The sequence below is a fragment of the Ignavibacteriales bacterium genome (assembly GCA_015709675.1).
Taxonomy (GTDB): domain Bacteria; phylum Bacteroidota; class Ignavibacteria; order Ignavibacteriales; family Ignavibacteriaceae; genus H2-BAC3.
The window spans coordinates 209,403-228,497 of record CP054182.1 but is presented as its reverse complement, the minus strand read 5'-3'; the positions used below and the strand labels follow the sequence as shown (position 1 = coordinate 228,497).

7 protein-coding genes and 1 pseudogene are annotated in these 19,095 nt (G+C 42.8%); 6 read left to right on the top strand and 2 right to left on the bottom strand.

Translation table 11 applies throughout. The features are described 5' to 3' along the window. Positions 1 to 22: 22 nt before the first annotated feature. A complete protein-coding gene (locus HRU80_00820) occupies positions 23 to 5,863 on the top strand; it encodes a T9SS type A sorting domain-containing protein (GenBank protein ID QOJ27481.1) in 5,841 nt (1,946 codons plus the stop codon). A 361-nt stretch (positions 5,864 to 6,224) separates the two neighbouring features. On the opposite strand, the gene HRU80_00815 is transcribed toward HRU80_00820, so the two are convergent. Next, positions 6,225 to 8,132, bottom strand: coding sequence for an AMP-binding protein (locus tag HRU80_00815; GenBank protein ID QOJ27480.1), 1,908 nt, complete (start codon positions 8,130 to 8,132; stop codon positions 6,225 to 6,227). Positions 8,133 to 8,426: 294 nt separating this feature from the next. Between HRU80_00815 and HRU80_00810 the strand changes: the two are divergent. The 3 genes and pseudogenes from HRU80_00810 (at position 8,427) to HRU80_00800 (ending at position 13,475) form a co-directional block, all read left to right on the top strand. Then, a pseudogene (locus HRU80_00810) lies at positions 8,427 to 9,201 on the top strand (UbiA family prenyltransferase). Positions 9,202 to 11,910: 2,709 nt separating this feature from the next. After that, on the top strand, positions 11,911 to 12,489 hold the full coding sequence (locus HRU80_00805) for a T9SS type A sorting domain-containing protein (protein QOJ30416.1): 579 nt from the start codon (positions 11,911 to 11,913) through the stop codon (positions 12,487 to 12,489). A 50-nt stretch (positions 12,490 to 12,539) separates the two neighbouring features. Beyond that, complete coding sequence (locus HRU80_00800) at positions 12,540 to 13,475, top strand: T9SS type A sorting domain-containing protein (GenBank protein QOJ27479.1); 936 nt, start codon at positions 12,540 to 12,542, stop codon at positions 13,473 to 13,475. Positions 13,476 to 13,769: 294 nt separating this feature from the next. Here HRU80_00800 and HRU80_00795 read toward each other — a convergent pair whose 3' ends face one another. Continuing rightward, on the bottom strand, positions 13,770 to 14,969 hold the full coding sequence (locus HRU80_00795; protein QOJ27478.1) for a T9SS type A sorting domain-containing protein: 1,200 nt from the start codon (positions 14,967 to 14,969) through the stop codon (positions 13,770 to 13,772). Positions 14,970 to 15,562: 593 nt separating this feature from the next. Between HRU80_00795 and HRU80_00790 the strand changes: the two genes are divergently transcribed. Both HRU80_00790 and HRU80_00785 read left to right on the top strand, forming a co-directional pair. Next, entirely contained in the window at positions 15,563 to 16,378 is an 816-nt protein-coding gene (locus HRU80_00790) for a hypothetical protein (GenBank protein ID QOJ27477.1), read from the top strand. 174 nt (positions 16,379 to 16,552) lie between these two features. Beyond that, positions 16,553 to 18,811 (top strand): hypothetical protein, encoded by a 2,259-nt coding sequence (locus HRU80_00785; GenBank protein QOJ27476.1) that lies wholly within the window; start codon positions 16,553 to 16,555, stop codon positions 18,809 to 18,811. Positions 18,812 to 19,095: the final 284 nt, after the last annotated feature.

The window sequence follows — 19,095 nt, the reverse complement described above, 5'->3', positions numbered from 1 at the left end:
ATAAAATTAAGCACGGAAACCGATGATGAAACATATTCTGCGCATGCTAACATTGCTGCTCCTGGCAGTTCTGCCGCTTCAGGCACAAACTGATGATCCGCCAAACTGGACGGTAAATCCGGCAAGCTTTCAGTTTAACGCAAGTGTTATTGCGGTACTGAAACTTAACGGACAGCCGGCTCCCGCGGGGGTCAATATCCTGGCGGCTTTTGCCGGAGAACAGGTGCGGGGTGTCGCAACACCGATTCAGGTCGGAAATCAGCAGATGTATTTTCTTACTGTTTATGCAAATGCCGCGGGTGAACAGCTCCGTTTCAGGGCATATATACCATCACTTGATACGGTGGTATTCACGACTGATTCCATTTCTTTCACTCCGAACGGTGTATATGGTTCAATTGACAATCCGCTGCAGATAAGTGCATTCTTTAACTTTGACCGGGCTCCGCTGCTGCGGGGTATTCCCGATCAGACAGTACCTTTTGGTTCTCAGTTTACAAACATTAATCTCCGCTCCTATCTAACAGAATTTGACGGGGACAGCGTTGCGTTCAGTTCGCGGGGAGCTGATAATGTGCAGATTTCGATTTCTCCTGCCGGCATTGCATCCGTTACACCGAACAGCGGATGGTGGGGGAGAGATACCGTTTATTTCAGAGCAACGGATGTAACCAGTGCGGGTCTCTTCGGAGAAGATACGGTAATCTTTCAGGTGCTCAGGCCGGATAATGCGCCTCAGCTTGGCGTAATACCGGGGCAGACCATCGGCTCCAACAGCAGCTTTGCTTCTTTTGATCTGGATGATTATCTCATCGAAACAGACGGCGACAGCGTTATATACAACTATGAATTCACCGGGCAGCCGGCACCAGTGCCTGCTCCGGACTGGACGGTTAATCCTGCAGCGTTTCAGTCGAATATGACTATGGTAATAAAAGTTACTTCACGCGGACGAGAAGTGAATTCAACCGGCTCACGCATAGCTGCATTTGCCGGAAATCAGATCCGCGGTGTTACGCAGGGGATTACCGTTGGCAGTTCAACGATGTTCTTTCTCACCGTCTATGCAAACAGCAATGGTGAGACAATCCGTTTCCGGGTTTATGATGCAGCTCAGCAGCAGATATACAGCGCCGGGGAAACCGTTGTGTTTGTTTCAAATGCATCATTTGGCTCTCCCGATAATCCATATCCTGTTAACGCGGGAAACATCCTTGTAAGAATCGGTGCGGGGAATATTGTTTCATTTTTAACACCGGACCCTTTGTGGAGCGGATCTGAAACAATCCGTTTTAAGGTAACTGACGCGAATACTCCTGCTCAGCTTTGGGATACCAGCTCTGCCGTATATACAAAGACCGCGGATAACACGCCTCTGCTTTCGGGAATTCCGGATCAGACTATTTATGCCGGAGGGGCTTTCACGCAGTTTGATTTTGATAACTTTCTTTCTGAAAGTGACGGTGACAGTGTTATATATACCTTTAGAGGACAAAACCAGCTTACTGTTCAGATTTCTGGCGGAAGCACAGTAACTGTCACTCCACCAAACGCATCATGGACAGGGAGTGAGCAGATAATATTCAGAGCCGCGGATAACACCGCAAACGGATTATTTTCAGAAGATACCGTCAGGTTTACCGTTCTGCCTGTTGATCATCCTCCTGTGTTTGGCACAATTCCTTCACAAACTATCGGGGCAAACAGTAATTTTCAGAGTTTCAATATTCGCAGCTATGTGCAGGAGACAGATGGTGACTCCTTAGGTTTCCGGTATATAACGCTGCCGCAGGGAGCAGCAGATCCGCAGCCCTCGTGGAGTGTTAATCCGGCAGCATTTCAGCTTACCATGACCATGATCATTGAAATGAATGCACTTGGACGCAATGTCACAACAAGCGGAGGAAGGATAGCTGCATTTTCCGGTCAGCAGGTACGCGGTGTTGCAAGCCCGATAAATGTTGGAGGGAAGCGGTTATTCTTTCTCACCGTCTATGCAAACAATAACGGCGGACAGATAACTTTCCGATATTATGATGAAGTCGCCCAGCGTGAGCTTCCGGTTGAACAGCGTGTTATTTTCCTGCAGAATGCAAGTTTCGGATCACCGGATCAGCCATATCAGATGTATGCCGGATATATAAAAGTACATATTTCTCAAAACAATCAGACAACAGTCTCACTCATTGAACGGACAAAACCGTTTACTGAGCGCATCCGTTTTTACGTGAATGATATAAATACTCTGGCACAGCTCGGTGATTCTACGGAAACAGAATTCCGCACACTGCAGGATAACGCGCCTCTGGTGAGCGGTATTCCGGATCAAATCATCTCAGGCGGCGGAAGTTTCAGCAGTTTTGATCTCGATACCTATCTTACCGAACAGGACGGTGACAGTGTTCAATGGAGCGTAAGCGGAGGGAATAAAATTTCAGCTCAGATACTTGCAGGCAACAATGTGTCCTTTACGGTAACGGATACACTCTGGTCAGGAACGGAACATCTGATTTTCCGTGCTGCTGATATTAGCCAGAACGGACTTTTCTCTCAGGATACTGCATCCTTCACCGTACTTAAACGGGATAACAGACCCGTGATAGGAGATATTCCGGATCAGGTAGCGGGCTTTCAGGGTTCTTTTAATGCATTTGATCTTGACAGCTATTTAACCGAGGTTGACGGCGATACTGTTGCCTGGAGATATACCATTCTTCCTCCCGATTCAACCGATGCAGATCCGGCGTGGACTATTAATCCGGCATCGTTTGAGCTTACGATGACCATGATAGCTCGTGTTACTTCGTCAGGGATGAAGAAGGACAGTTCTCTGCATACACTTGCCGCCTGGTCAGGTGGACAGCTGAGAGGTGTCAGCCGCGCGATTCGTGTTGGCAGTGACTGGATGTATTTCATGACGATTTACAGCAACACAAATAATGAACCGCTCTACTTCACTTTCTATGATGCTGACAAACAGAAAATTTATCCGGTCAGACAGCGTTTTAATTTTTCAATAAACGGCAGTGTGGGAACGGTTGATAATCCTTTTCAGATTGACGCCGGATTTATTGTTCTGAATATTAATCAGAATAATGTGGTAAGCACCATAATCTCTGACAACAACTGGTCGGGGAGTCAGTCGGTAAGGTTCTTTGCGCAGGATGTGAATACGATTAACAGATACACTGATTCGGCTGATGTGCGGTTCAGAGTGCTTGCAAATCCAATTTTGCCGATTAGTGCACCATCCGGAGTAAGAGCAGCCGCACAGCGCAGACCGCTCCGCATTGAACTGCAGTGGAATGATAACTCTGCAAATGAGACTCATTTTGTGATTCAGAGAAAATCAGGAGATTCATTAACTACCTCCGCCTACCGGGCAATTGATACCGTTCCGGCTAACACTGTTTCATATACGGATTTTACGGTGAATGATACCGTGGTATATACGTACCGTGTTTATGCGTATAATTCGGAAACATCTTCGCCTTACAGCAATCAGTTTCAGATCCGGAGCCTTTATACCATATTGCCGGTTGCTCCACCGCAGTCACTTGCGGTATTTAACGCATCACCGCTGAAGACTTACCTGAGCTGGACTGATGCGGCAAACAATGAAACAGCATACCGCGTTGAACGGAAAGAGGGAGATTCTCTCTCTGCGCTGCCATATAATGTGATTGCACAGCTCCCCGCTAATGCTTCTGATTATTTTGACAGTACAGTTTCCTATGCATCGCTGTATACCTACCGGGTTGAAGCATTTAATCCTGATACTGCATCCGGTTACAGCAATCAGGCATCAATCGTAACTCTGCCAGAGCGTCCGTCTGTGCCGCAGCTTTCACTTCCAGCGGATAATGCTGCAGGAGTTACGCAGCCGGTTACATTCAAATGGAGGAAATCCGACAGGGCTGTGACGTATCGCTTTATCCTTAGCAGCGATAGTCTTTTCACTCAAATTATACGTAATGACTCAACTCTTACCGACACGGTATATACCATGAACGGACTGCAGAATCTTGCAAACTACTTCTGGAGCGTGCAGGCAAAGAATACCGGCGGAGTGAGTGATTTTTCACCGGTTTACCGTTTCCGTACGATCGGGCTGCCATCATCAGTTCAGCTTGTTCAGCCGCAGAATATGGCAGTTAATGTTCCGGTAAGTAATGTTCAGTTCAGATGGACAAAAGCGGCTGATATTCTGGCTAAAAACCGGACTATTCTGAATTATCACTTTGAGTTAACGGCAGATACAGCATCTGCCCCGATGATTTCGGATACCACTCTTACTGATACTGTATATACAGCAGCACAGCTTGCATACTATACAAATTACTACTGGAGAATTCAAAGCCGCAATGAAGCGGGCTGGAGCGGATTTACTCCGTGGAACAGTTTCCGTACCATAATCGAAGCGCCGGCATCATTCGCCCTAGAACTGCCCCCCGACAGCGCAATGGTGGGCAATCCGGTTGCGTTTAGCTGGAACAATTCGCAGCGTGCCGCAGGGTATATTCTGTTTGTCTCTGCAAGTGCACAGTTTACAACTACGGTTATAGCCGATACGGTTAGTGACACCAGTGCTGTGAAAACACTTGCTATTCCGATTTTAACGACTCATTACTGGAAGGTGAAGGCATTTAATGATGGGGGCTCGGCAGAATCTGCTGTCAGAAGATTTGTTCTTAATACCATTCCGGCGCAGGTTTCACTTCTGAATCCAGTAAATGCAGCGGTGAATCAGCCAGTGGCACTGCAGCTTGAGTGGTCCTTAAGCCAGCTTGCATTAAGCTATCAGCTTCAGGTTGCAACGGACAGTCTTTTCACACAGCTTGTGGTGAATGATTCAACGCTGACCGATACAACAAAAAATATAAGCGGACTGATGCATGACCGGAATTATTACTGGAGAGTACGCGGTAAGAACAGTATCGGGTTGAGCGTCTGGTCGCAGGTTTACCGTTTCCGGACGATTGTTCCGGTGCCGCAATCTCCAGTTCTGGTACAGCCGGGCAACGGAGCAGTGAATACCCCTTACAGCTTTTTCCTTCGCTGGAGGAAGCCTGCTTATGGTGTCCAGTTCCATCTGCAGATTGCCACGGACAGCGCTTTTACGGCACTATATATCAATGATTCAACCATGACCGATACAACAAGGTTGCTGCAAAACCTGGAGGACGGAGTCAGGTATATCTGGCGGGTGGCGGCTTCGAACATAGCCGGGAAGAGTGATTTCAGCGGAGTATGGAGCTTTTCTACCCGAATGAAGGCGCCTGACAGTCTGAGAGCTGCAGCGGTTGTCCCGCGGAAAGTATTGCTCAAGTGGCTTGACCGTTCATCAGGAGAACAGGAATTCGTTATTGAGCGCAAGCAGGGTGGTCTGACCTCAGCAGATCCGTTTGTGCCGATTGCATCTGTTCCGCGGAATTCTACGGAATATACGGACTCAATCACCGGAACTCAGCTTACCTGGACTTACCGTGTAAAGGCGGTGAACGGAGATATACAGTCTGTGTTTTCCAATGCGGTAACTGTTGATATTCTGACCAGTACGGATAATGAAATCGCAATTCCTGAACGGTATGAGCTTTCACAGAATTACCCGAATCCGTTTAATCCCTCAACGGTTCTGAGATATGCAGTCCCATTTGAAAGTGAAGTGCGGCTGCTTATATATAACGCACTCGGCGAGACTGTCGCCGAACTGGTAAACATCACGCAGACAGCGGGTTATTATGAAGCGGCATTCCAGGCGCGAAGTCTGGCTAGCGGTATTTACTTCTACACACTCCGTGCAAAATCCACGGATGGAAAGCAGGAGTTCGTTGAAGTGAAGAAGATGATTTTGCTGAAGTGATGAAAATAAATATTCAGAGCCACGCCACGGCGTGGGTCTGCAAGGCCGGATTTGTTTCACATAGAGTAAAAAGGAATAAATCCTCCCGTTTAGGAACGGATTGAGCAGAGGGGAGAGATACTGCCAATTTGCAATGTTCCTGAATCACTTGTGATTAGAATAATTGCCGCAGTTATTAGTTGATCAGTTATTTTACACTGTAGAGACACGCCGCGGCGTGTCTCTACAAACATTTATAAAAGTTTTAGAATCTCTCCATAGTTTTGAACACCAAAAGAGCATTTTTTCTGAATTTTACACTGCCTTTATAAGAGGAATATTTTGGCTCCGGCATTACTAATTACTAATTCCTAACTACTAATTATAATCTGCTTATGATCGTCATGTTCTGATGATTATATATATCTTTTCCTTCGGCAGTGTAGAGATAATCAATACGGTTCTGATAGAATGATGCAATTTTTCCGCGCACCATTTTGAGTGTGCTGTTCAGGAAGTGGTTCTGCTCGGTGAACCCCTCACCCAATACCGCTATGGCGGCGGGCAGCCAGCGGTTGGGGAATTGTCCGCCGAATTCTCCTCCCTCCTTAAATCGCGCAATCTCGGCTTCAATTTTCTTCAGCGCTTCACGCTGTCCCTCCGTGGAGGTGAAGTCAAGCCCCTGAGAGGTGAGCCAGTTTTTCAGATTCTCTTTATTCGGCACAACCAATGCAACCGTGTAGGGGGACTGATTGTTGTGGAGCATCATCTGATCTATATATACTGAATGTTCTGAGATGGCTTCTTCAATTCCTTCAGGACTGTATTTTTCCCCGTCATTTGCGATCAGAAGACTTTTAAATCTGCCAAGCACATAGAGGAAACCTTCATGGTCAACGTATCCGAGATCTCCGGTATAAAGCCATCCGTCCTTGATTGTCTCCGCGGTAGCTTTTTCATTTTTCCAGTAGCCTGCCATTACGTTTTCCCCCTTCACAACTATTTCCCCTTTCTCTCCGGGCGGGAGTGCGTTGCCTTTGTCATCACAGATTTTCACTTCCAGATCATTTACGATTTTGCCTGAAGAACCAAGTTTATGGCACGCGGGAACGTTGGCAGAGATAACCGGTGCTGCTTCAGTAAGACCATATCCCTGAAACATCGGGATGCCGATTGCATAAAAGAAACGCTGCAGTTCGATATCAAGCAGAACGCCGCCGCCAATGAAAAACTCAAGCCGTCCGCCAAAGTTAGCCCGTATCTTGCTGAAGATGAGCTTGTCATACAGTTTATATAGTGGATATTTCAGCTTCTTCAGGCCCTCACCGCGGTTGTATCCCAGTCCGTTGTAATCAATTGCAAGTTCAAGGGCTTTCTGATAAAGTTTTTCAACCTTTTCTCCTTTTTCCCTGATTCCTTTTTCAATATTTTTTCTCAGACTTTTTGCAAGGGAGGGAACGCTGAGCAGGAAGGTCGGGCGGGTTTCACGGATGTTCACGGGGATGTTTTTCAATGTTTCAAGCGGACTTTTGCCCTGCTCAACCGCAGCCATCGAGGCGCCGTTTTTCATGAGTGTATATATACCGGCTGTGTGTGCAAAGGCATGATCCCAGGGGAGAATCAGCAGTGAGCAGTAATACTCAGGGATGGGAAGCAGTGTGCTTGACTGCTCAACATTGGCAGTATAATTCCGGTGCGTGAGGATGATGCCTTTGGGGTCGGCAGTGGTGCCGGAGGTATAGCAGATATTTGCGTAATCGTTTTCCCTTACTGATTTCCAGCAGGAATTGAATTCCGTAGAATGTTCCTTCAGATATGCATCTCCGAGAGCAATCACATCTTCAATAAATATCTCGCCGGGCTGCAGATCCGACGCGATATCCAACAGGATAACTTTTTCAAGATCAGGCAGATCATTTTTGATTGCTGAGATTTTTGACCTCTGACCGGCTGATATGATCACCATCTTGCAGCCGGAGTGGGCAAGGCGGAATTTCAGGTCGGCAGCCTCGTCAATTTTGACTGAAATGGGAACGTTGATGGCGCCGGTGAAAAGGACGCCCAGTTCGGAAACCACCCAGTCCCGCCTCCCTTCGGCAATAAGGGCGGAACGGTCTCCTTTTGCCAGACCCAGGGACTTTAATCCTGCTGCAAACGAATGGACTCTGGACTGTATCTCCTTATAAGTATAGCTTTTGTATGAGCCGCCGGTTTTTTCGAGGATGAGGGTATTTTGAGGATAGCGTCTGACGCTCTCTTCGAACATCTGAGGTATAGTGCGCTCTGTCATTTGTGTGCCGTTACAAAATTGTGAAAACGATGAAGTAAAATTACGGGAAAACATGGGATTAATGACAAGGCGTGAAATTTTCTGTAATGATGACCGGGGTGATTGTGATGAAAAATTAAACATGTATATACTCAGGAAAACAAAAACTCCGGGAAAGTAAAGGAATTAAGGCGGAACCGGATAAATTTCATAATTTAGATGATACACAATAAAGATTATTAAATGAGACGAATCAAAGGGCTGATAAAACTGATGAGGCCGGAACTGCCGTTCTCGGCAGGACTTTGTGTGGTAATGGGACAGATTTTCTCTCTCGGAGAAGTACCAGACCTTGCTTCAGCGCTGAGCGGGTTCTTTTCCATCTTTTTACTATCAGCAGCAATTCTTGTGCTGAATGATTACTTCGACATTGAATCAGACAAGATCAATGCACCGCACCGGCCGATTCCATCCGGCGCGGTAACACCCTCAGAGGCGCTTATTTGGGCGTTGGTACTTTTTGTCTCAGGAATCGGGTTGAGTTATCTAATGGGAATGATCGCTTTTGCAACAGCACTGGTGGTCGCTTTAACCGGATTTCTTTATAACAGGAAATATAAAAAGAGCGGACTGCCTGGAAATCTTATGGTGAGCTTTTCTGTCGGGATGACGTTTATTTACGGCGGAATCTCCGTCGGGATGCCGTTTAACCACACTGCCTGGTTCTTTGGGCTTATTGCTGCACTGATTGATCTGGGAGAAGAAATCGCCGCTGATGCCATGGATGCGGAGGGAGATAAACTCATCAATTCTAAATCAATAGCTATCAGATACGGAAGACCAACCGCACTGAGAATCAGCTCAGTAATTTTTGCGTCTGTAATAGTACTTTCAGCAGTTCCGTTTTATCTTGGCTGGTTTGCCTATATATATTATCCCGGTTGGGATCATGGCTCTGAGTATTGCATACAGCACAGTGATGCTGCTTAAATCGAAGGGAGATGAAGGGAGAAAACATATCCGCAATCTTTATCTTGGCGCCACTGCGGGGATACTGGTCTTTTTAGTGATGCGGATAAGCGGGGTGTAGGGGATGGCAGGACTGTTCTTCATTATTTAAATTCCACTCTGAACTATTTTACAGTTATTGCGTAGTCTGAGAACGTACTGATTACGACACCCGATATAATTATCTCTTAAAAGAGTTATTATACATCTCCGGAGGGATTACATTAAGGTCTCCGCGAATCTTTACTGTTTATAAGCATACATTTTCCCTGACTGCAATTTTTACATCTTCGTGACAAATGCCAATCCCCGGTACTGTAGTTTTGTCCCATCGGTCTGCATTTGGTTATCTCTGTTATAATAACAGCTGAATGCTTCACCGCCGGTTTCAGAGCAGGATGCGGTAAAAATTCATAGACCTGAACTGAGTAATAATCAATAACACATAATCTTTAGTTTCGGAGGATTTATGTCTCATACATATTCCGTTTTATTTTTCCTTGCAGTTGCAGCATCTATTGTAACGGCACAAACCAGGGGAATTGATGATTTCAGAAAACACTATAATGAAACTTTGTATTCAGGGGAAACATTACCCGGGGTTCCAAGCAGTCATTTTATAACAGCAATTCAAACCGGTGCACTTAATTCGCTCATTTATGATGTAACCGGTTCAGCTCAGGAAATTACCGGTAGGACCTCCAGGATTTACAGCAGGGGAAAGATTCAGAAGTCTGCATTTTTCAGTAATCTTAATTCTTCAAATCCCTATTCGTTTTACATGACATACAAGTATGACGTTTCAGGAAGAGAGATTGAGATGCTCTGGCACAAGGTTCAGAAAACGTTAAGTTTCTACTTCCCTGACGGAAAGCTTAAAGAAGTCTGGACTACCGATCTTGAGAACATTCCGTTCAGAAAGACATTTTACTCATATAATACAGGCGGACTTTTAGCCGAAGCTCTTACGATGACAGGAAGTGATTTGTGGGGGTGGAATAACGAGAAGAAAACAATATACTCCTATGATACTTCAGCGCAGTTAATAGTCTCTTTAACCCAGTACCCTGATGTGTTGCCTGGCTCATGGCGCGATATATCAAAAACTGAATTTACCTATAATACCTCAGGACAGCTGACAGAAAAGATACGATATTATTTCTACTCAAATACCTGGGAGAATAATGAACGATATACTTACGAGTATAATGCAGCAGGTCTGACCTCACAAGTGATTTATTCAATCTGGATTTCAAATACAATCCAATGGCTGGATATGCAGAAGGATGAATATTATTATGATGCTGAAGGCAATCCTGAACAATACAAATATTATTTAAATGAAAACGGACAGTGGGTTGTTTCCACAATCGAAAACTTTTCTATAAATACAACCGGCTGCGTTACTCTGCTTAATCCTCTCCCTTTTACTTCTCATACTTCTTTCATTGAAGTAAACTGGCTTGCGTTTAATTGCAGCAGCGTTACTATTCTTTTCAGTACCGACGGCGGTGTAAACTATTCTCAGATTGCCGTTAACGTTCCTGATACAGGCAATTATTCATTTTTCTACTCTCTTCCAGCGGCTCTGATTACCAACACCGGTAAAATGAAAGTTGTTTCTTCAGACGATCAAGGAATATATGATGAGAATTCAGGGGTATTTTTCGCTTCGCAGCAATCGTTTACTGTTTCAGATGTTCACCTGATGAAGAAAAACAAGTTGTGGCTTCCGATGGATAATAAGGGAGTTCTTGCCGATGTTGATGCGGGAGGACAAAGCAGCGGCACTATAGACGGAGCTAACCTGCTTTTTTCTTCAGGCTTTTTTCTTTCAGGTTTGGATAACGGAGTAGTATGGTCTAACGGAGTGCTTTCTGCTTCCCGAATTGAGGATTATGACGCAGGAGCGAATGTCTCATATAACCCGGTCTATATTGGTGATAAGTCCATCGGTGACTTTAATTTCTACTGGCACAATTGGGAAAACGCCGTACAGAAGAACGCAAAATTCTACGATGGGTTAAATGATGGTATCTACAATCCCGTTGACCGTAACTCCAACGGTGTATGGGACAGGAATGAGGACAGGCCTGATTTCCTTGGAGATGAGACGGCATGGTGTTTTTATACTGACCGTGTACCTTCTCAGTACCGCCGTTTTTATGATGTCCCTCCTAAAGGAATAGAGATCAGACAGACAGTCTTTTCCTTTGCAGACACTCTTGCTCATTCCCGGGGTACTATTTTTATCCGGTACAGTATATTGAATTCGGGAACTGTTTCTCAGGTTTTTGACTCTGTGTATTTCACCGCTGCATCTGATCCTGATATCGGAGACTATACCGATGACCTGGTGGGGTGCGATACCAGTCTGAATATGGGCTATGCCTATCAGAAAACCCAGGATGGCACCTTTGGTGTAAATGCGCCTGCATTTGGTATTGATCTGCTGCAGGGACCACATACTTATATACCCGGTACGACTTATATAGATTTAAACTCAAATGGAATATATGACGAGGGGACTGACACGGCTCTTGATACAGCGTATCAGTTTAACGGTCCTTTTCTTGAAAAGAAATCATTTCCAGGCGCAAAAAATCTTGCCATGACTTCGTTTAATCAGTATATGCAGTCCCACCCTACTCACGGGGATCCCAATACGATGTATGAATTAAGAAACTACCAGCTCGGAGGAAGAGGCAAAACAGGCAGCTTTATAAATCCATGTACCTGGTCTTTTGGAAGTGTTTACGGTGTTAGCTGCTCAACGGTAAATATAAACTATATGTATTCCGGTGACCCGGTAACAAATACCGGTTGGATAAATACCACGCCGATAGACCAAAGACTAATGATTAACACTGGTCCATTCAGACTTGAATCCGGAAAACCCGTTGAAATCATCGTTGCATATTCCGCTGCCCGCGGGAGCAGCTCTCTTAACTCAGTATCTCTCCTGAAGCAGGAGAACAGATATGTTCAGGGTCTGTATGACAATAATTTTTCCCTTCCGCTTGTCGGAATTAAAATAACTCATGAATCTGATGTGCCTTCAGAATATGCGCTGATGCAAAACTATCCAAATCCGTTTAATCCTTCGACGAAAATCAGATATAGTATCCCGGCACCTTACAAAGCGGATGGAGAGAGTGGTACCCAGAGTATATCGGGGCGGGGGAGCTTTGTTACTATTAAAGTATTTGATATTCTCGGGCGCGAAGTGAAAACACTGGTTAATGAAATACAGTCGCCTGGCAACCATGAAATTGTTTTTAACGCTTCTGAATTGCCGAGCGGCATTTATTTTTATCAGTTAAAGTCAGATGAAGTGCTCCTGACGAAAAAAATGATGCTAATCAGATAAAAAGTGAAGTAACCATTATTTTTATCAGCAAATTATACGGACGCAGTTATATGAAAACCGAGATAGTAATTTCGATAAAGAATTCTTTACACAGAGGCGTCATAATTGTTCTCCTCTGTTTCTTTGCAGCGCAATCACACGCACAGCAAATCAGCAATGCTGATCTTGAAAACTGGATTCAGACAGCAGGGGTGAATGTGCCTGACTCATTTTATACATTTGATCAGATAATTAATGTAGGTACATCTTTCAGAACTACAGATGCTTTCTCCGGCCAGTATGCGGTTGAACTCAAATCAAGATTGCTGCCATCGGGTTTTGTCTTTCCTGGAATGTTAATTTATGGAACAGATAAAACAATTGGAACGACAAACTATTCCGGAGGACATTACTTTCCTTATCGTCCGCGGGCATTATCGTTTTGGTATAAATATTCAAGATCCGGAAGCGATACGGCAACGGTAATGATAAGTTTGTTCAAAGGCACCAGTGCAGAGCCAGTATCAGTCGGAATGGGAAAAAAACTAATTATTGAAAACGCAGTAAATTATACCTATGCAGAGGTGCCCGTTGAATATTCTTTATCGCTGACCCCCGATTCTGTAATAATTTTTTGGACTTGTGCTGAATTTGAAAGTGCTGATTCAGGCACAACTCTTATAATTGATTGTATACGGCTGGAATACACGACCGATGTTATAATTACCGGGGCGAACGATAATGCCCAATATCAGCTGTTTCAGAATCACCCGAATCCATGTAATCCGGCAACCACAATAAGGTATGCTGTGCCTAAAAACGGCCATGTTCAGGTGGCTGTGTATGATATTATAGGTAACAGAGTAGCAATACTGGTTGATGAAGAAAAGGAAATGGGCAGCTATGAAGTCATTTTTAACGCTTCTGGCCTGGCGGGAGGAGTGTATTTCTATCGTATGCAGGCAGGTGATTTTAGTGATACAAAAAGACTTGTATTGGTAAAATAGGATAGGCCATCATTTGAATACAAATAAGAGGAAGCTGATATCCGCGCCAATAGTACATTAGCTGATCAGCTGAATGGATTTACCGGTATATCCTGATTAAACGTAAATATCAGTTACCGGAAATATGGTTTAAACTAAATTATTGACGGGCTTGTACAGAACGCCGGTACAACTTTGCTCCGCTGTCATGTATTGTAATTGAGGCATCCTGTCCGTATGATTTTCATTGGCGAATATTTCAGTCAATCCGGAGGAAATATAAAAGCAGAGTGGTTTATGTATTTTTCCTCATTATTATTTCAACAATATCAGTTTGATTGACTTGCGCTGGCTTGCAGTCCTGAGTTCGCAGAAATAGATTCCGGAAGCGAAACCTGCTGCATCCCATTGGATTTGGTGATCTCCTTGTTCTTTTGCGCCGTTAAAAATGGTTGTGAGTTTTTGACCTGTATAACTATATATGCTCAGCTCAACCTGCTGCGCTTCCGGCAGTTGAAATGATATTGATGTTTGAGAATTGAACGGATTAGGATAATTCTGATGAAGCACAGTTGTTTGCGGCATTGTTTCGTTATCTTCAACTTCTGTCAGGCTTTGATACGCGTATGTGGTCTTATAATAATTTACCAGGTTTGACTGGTACCACGACTGTTTAAGTTCTTCGGTTATATTCAGATTTTCGTCATACGTATAACTCGTCCTGGAAACAAAATGTCCAGTCATATGAAAATCTTCAATCCGTGTTGAGTCAATTTTATTAAAGGAATTATACATATGGGTGTGTTTTGTGAATAAAACCCAGTTATTGTTTTCGCGTCTGTACCTGCTTTCCAGAACAGGCAGATTCTGATTGTAAGTCAGGATTCTTTGCTCCTTGTCAGTCCAGTTTGCTGACCCATAATCCTGAATGAGAATTTCTATTGGGTTGCGATTGCTGTCATACGTATATACTTTTCTGTCAATAATGAAATACTCGTCGCCAGAATATTCTGAATACTCAATTGTTTTGACAGTCCCGTTCCAGTTATAAGCGTAAACCCATTTATAAGTTGGCACCCACGTCTCATTCTCCCATTCGAATATTTCAGTCTGAAGAAGTCTGTCTCCGGAGAAGGAAGATATGTACCGGTATTTGTTTCTAAGTGTTGAATCTCTTTTGAAAATCACCAGTCTTTCAGTATTGTTCCCGTTAAAGTCATAGGTATATGTTGACAGATACGAGTAAAGATACATGCCTTCATCATAAACCTGTTGATCCGATGAGGTTATCTTACCCTGGGTGTTGAATGTGTTGATGAATTTATACCATAAATTCCACTGTTCACTACCCCACAAGTATTCCTCTGACAGTGAGTTTACCCAGGTTGCCGGTTGGTTTGGATTGTCCCCTCCGGAAGGATAAACCAAATCTGTTTTATTTCGAAAATAGAGATGAGGATCCTGAGCAAAAACGAACTGACCAATAACGACTACCAGCAATAGCACTTTGTACATTTGCGGCTCCCTTATTAAGAAATTAAATTATTTGATTACAAGATATCTGCTAGTATACTCTTAGCTCTGATATCAAAAGGGTAAGACACTCCTTTTGTTTGCAAAAATATTTCCGCAGGTCTCCTGACTGATTTGGGAAGTTGACAAATTTCGGGAAATACCTATACCAGTCAGTAAAATTTAGTTAAAGGTATTTAGTTTTCCAAATCAGTCAGATTAGGCGGTGGCTGATACGGTCAGCTGGATTTCTGATTTTTGGTCTGCTGGTGTGTTGTAAAGAATTTTTGTATCCGGAATTCTACCAATCTTCGACTCCTCCGGAGTCGGGTTGCTGGGTTAATTTGGTTTTCTACCAATTTGTGACCCCGCTGGGGTCAACCCGGCAATTCATACTTTATAATTCAAACTTCATAATTAGTTTCGCGCCTCCGGAGTCGGGTTGCCGGCTTGATTTGGCATTCCGCCAAGGAGCCACATGGTGAGGGGGCGGTAATCATAAACATTAGGGAGCAGGGTCAGAGTCAGAAAAATGAGCAGACGTTTGCAAATAATGTTGGAAAACAATAATTTACGCAAACAATTACTATTGTTTTATGGAAAATCAGAGTTACAAATACCTCGAAAACTACCTGGACGAGCTGCAGTCTTCAGGCAAAATCAGTTTTTCCTGGGTCGGGTTGAAAATGCGTTTTTCCGGAAGGTCAGAAAATTCTCTCAAACTTGCTCTTAACAGGCTGGTCAAAAAGGGGAAACTTGTTGCTTTTTACAAGGGGTTTTATCTGATAATTCCCCCGGAATACCGGAAAAGGAAAATACTTCCGCTCGAATTATTCATTGACCAGTTCTTCAGGTTTCTTGATCGTGAGTATTATGTGGGACTGCTTTCGGCTGCTGCCTATTACGGGGCCGCGCATCAGGCGGTGATGGAATCCTTTGTGTTTATTCAAAAACCCCCGATGCGAAGAAGTGAATCAGAAGGATTAAAGGTAAATTACCTTGTAAAGTCCGTTTTCCCGGAGCCAGGGATTATCAAAAGAAAATCAGATGCGGGCTACTTCAGGATATCCAGTCCGGAACTGACTGCCATTGATCTGGTTGCTTATTATAAACAGGCAGGGGGCATGAACAGGGTTGCGGAAGTGTTATCTGAATTATCCGAACAGATGAATGCCCAAAAGTTATACGAAATACTGAACGACTCCATCCCTGTTGCTGTGCTGCAGCGGTTAGGGTATATCCTCGAAGAAGTGCTGCGTGAAGCTGATCTTGCAAATCCGGTTTATGATTATCTTTCAACCCGGAATCTTTTTCCCGTTAGATTAATTGGCGATAAAAGCGGATCACATTGCAGGGTAAACCAAAAATGGAAAGTAATTGAGAATTATTCCATTGAATGCCGTCTCGACTAATCTAAAAAAATTTTCTCAAACTTTTTTGAGGCACCCTCCAAATCTACGAGAGCAAAAATCATCACAACTAATTAAATTTTCAGTTATTCCTTGTTGTTCCAGATTCTTCTTGACAATAGATTTAAGGATTTGTAAGTTTGGAACAACAAAAAATAACATTTTTTAAGGTATGAAATGGAAAAAAAGGTTTACACGGCTCGAAAAGTAAAACCAGCAGGTCGAGAAGGGTGGGTTTTAGAATACAGACACCCACTTTTGATAGATTCCAAGGGTAAAAAAGGCAAAAAAGTCAGAAAAGGGCTTAGTACAAGAGATGAACAAACTGCTGAAATTTTAACCCAACAAATGAATGCACTCTTGTCCGATGAGTTTTATTGGGATATTAATTCTAAAACAAACGCTCTGGCACAGTTTGATAAAGGAATTGTTGAGTCATTTTACTCAGAAATCGAATACATTTTATGTGATTACAGAAAAAAGAGAGAAGAAATTATCCCCCTTAAGACCAAAATTGATGGCTATTCAACAGTACTGCTGCTTGGACAGACCGGAGCAGGAAAAACAACACTTCTCAGGCAAATGATTGGCACTGATCCGATAAAAGAAAAGTTCCCAGCGACATCAACAGCTAAAACTACCATTTTTGACACAGAGATAATACTGGCTAATGGTCCATATTTGGGGGTAGTTACCTTTTTTACGGAAAGCGAGACGAGGGAATTTATAAAAGAATCTATCAGAAATGCTATTAAAAAGTTTCTATCTACAGACAACAGAAATGATACTCTAAGAATCTTTTTAGAAGATGAAGACCAAAGATTTAGATTAAGCTATGTACTGGGAAAAATTAAGGAAAGGAAAAAGTATTCCAATTACGAGTATGTTGAACCCATAGAAAGTAATGATATTGGGATTACAGAAAGTGAACAACTAGAAATTGAGATCAAACTTAAAGATTATCTTGATAGAATAGTCAATTTAACAAAAAAAATTATCGATTCAACTAAGGCAGATTTAGCAGCGGAATCAAATCTTTCGGATGAAGACCAATTAATAGTGGAAGAAATAATCGAATCTGCCATATCAGAGTATGAGGAGGATGACTTCATAGAACTTGTAGAGGATATTGTCGAGGAGATCAAGAAGAGATTTACTTTACTTGATCAGAATCAACTAAAGAGGGAAAAATTTGGCTGGCCTATTTATTGGAGGCTTGAAACAACTGATCGGAGTGAATTTATAAACGCACTGAAGTTTTTTTCAAGTAATTCATCTAAACTTTTTGGGAAACTTCTAACCCCACTCGTTTCGGGAATTCGCACTCAGGGTCCTTTTAAACCTGACTTTTTAGAAAGAATCCCCAAATTGGTTATTCTTGATGGTGAAGGAATGGGGCATATACCAAATACAGCAGCAAACTTACCATCAAATGTAATAGAAAATTTTGATAATTCTGATGCGATAATTTTAGTTGACAATGCCCAGAATTCAATGCTTGCATCTCCGTATGCAGTAATTAAAAGTACTGCAATAAGTGGTCACTATCGAAAACTTGTAGTTTGTTTCACGCATTTCGATAGTGTGTCTGGTGATAATCTTCCAACCTTGGACGATAAAATTGATCATATAAATGGATCAGTTGATAATCTTTTAGGCAAACTTGAAAATGAATTGGGATATGAAGTTAAAAAATATTTAACAAATCATTTCGCAAATAATTCTTATTACCTAGGTAACTTGGACAAAAAAATAACAACTGAGTTCCAATTCAAGTTTACTCGGGATCAATTATTTAATCTTATTAATAGTTTAGAGTTGATGAATGTGGCACCAGAGTTTGGACCTGTTACTCTTGAATATGATATATCAACACTCGTATTTAAAATACGTTCAGCTGTAATTAAGTTTCATAATAAATGGGATGGTTTTTTGTTTGGAACCAATGAGATACCAGGAATTAACAAGCAGCATTTTTCAAGAATTAAAGCATTATCACAGAGACTGGGTCAAACTTGGATGGATCATTATGACACATTAAAACCAATATCTGATCTTTGGGACAGTTTTAGCGAACAAATCAGTGGATTTCTTAATAGCCCGGATGATTGGCGGCCATCAAATGTGTCTGAAGAAGTAAGAATTGAGAAGACGAATGAGATAAAGCGGAAAATCAGCCAGAAGCTGTTAGAGTTTGCACGAATTAGTCTCAAAGAAAGCGTCGTTACAGAATGGCAAGTAGCGTTTGAGTTTTCTGGTCGCGGATCAGCTACATTACGGGCCAAGAAGGTAGATTCAATTTTAGATAATGTTGTTCCTCCCGCTATTGATGATACAAGTGAAGCATCAAAGAAGTTTTTAAAGGTAATAATGAATATTATCGTTGAATCTATCGAGGAGTGTGGAGGAAAGACCACTTCTATTTTTGTGAAGTAGATAGCTACCTCTCGTAGATAGACCCAAGCTAAAAATAAAGAGAGACATTTTTGAATCCTTGTGTTGATCACTTCTAAAAAGAAAAGGACTAAACAAAAACAAAATGAACACCATCAAATTGTCAAGGAATCACTAGATTTACAGGATAGCCACTATGATGTGTTTTAAAGTGAAGCACAAACGCCTGATGGTCTTGTAGGGGAGGAATTGTATTAATTTGAACATAAACGGACCTTATTTGCGTGCAAAGGTATTAACGGATTAAAGAGATATTTGTTGCCACT

Coding starts and splice junctions, on each gene's coding strand:
- HRU80_00815 (QOJ27480.1), bottom strand. CDS start 8,132: ATGACAGAGCGCACTATACCTCAGATGTTCGAAGAGAGCGTCAGACGC.
- HRU80_00785 (QOJ27476.1), top strand. CDS start 16,553: ATGGAAAAAAAGGTTTACACGGCTCGAAAAGTAAAACCAGCAGGTCGA.
- HRU80_00795 (QOJ27478.1), bottom strand. CDS start 14,969: ATGTACAAAGTGCTATTGCTGGTAGTCGTTATTGGTCAGTTCGTTTTT.
- HRU80_00805 (QOJ30416.1), top strand. CDS start 11,911: ATGTATTCCGGTGACCCGGTAACAAATACCGGTTGGATAAATACCACG.
- HRU80_00820 (QOJ27481.1), top strand. CDS start 23: ATGATGAAACATATTCTGCGCATGCTAACATTGCTGCTCCTGGCAGTT.
- HRU80_00800 (QOJ27479.1), top strand. CDS start 12,540: ATGAAAACCGAGATAGTAATTTCGATAAAGAATTCTTTACACAGAGGC.
- HRU80_00790 (QOJ27477.1), top strand. CDS start 15,563: ATGGAAAATCAGAGTTACAAATACCTCGAAAACTACCTGGACGAGCTG.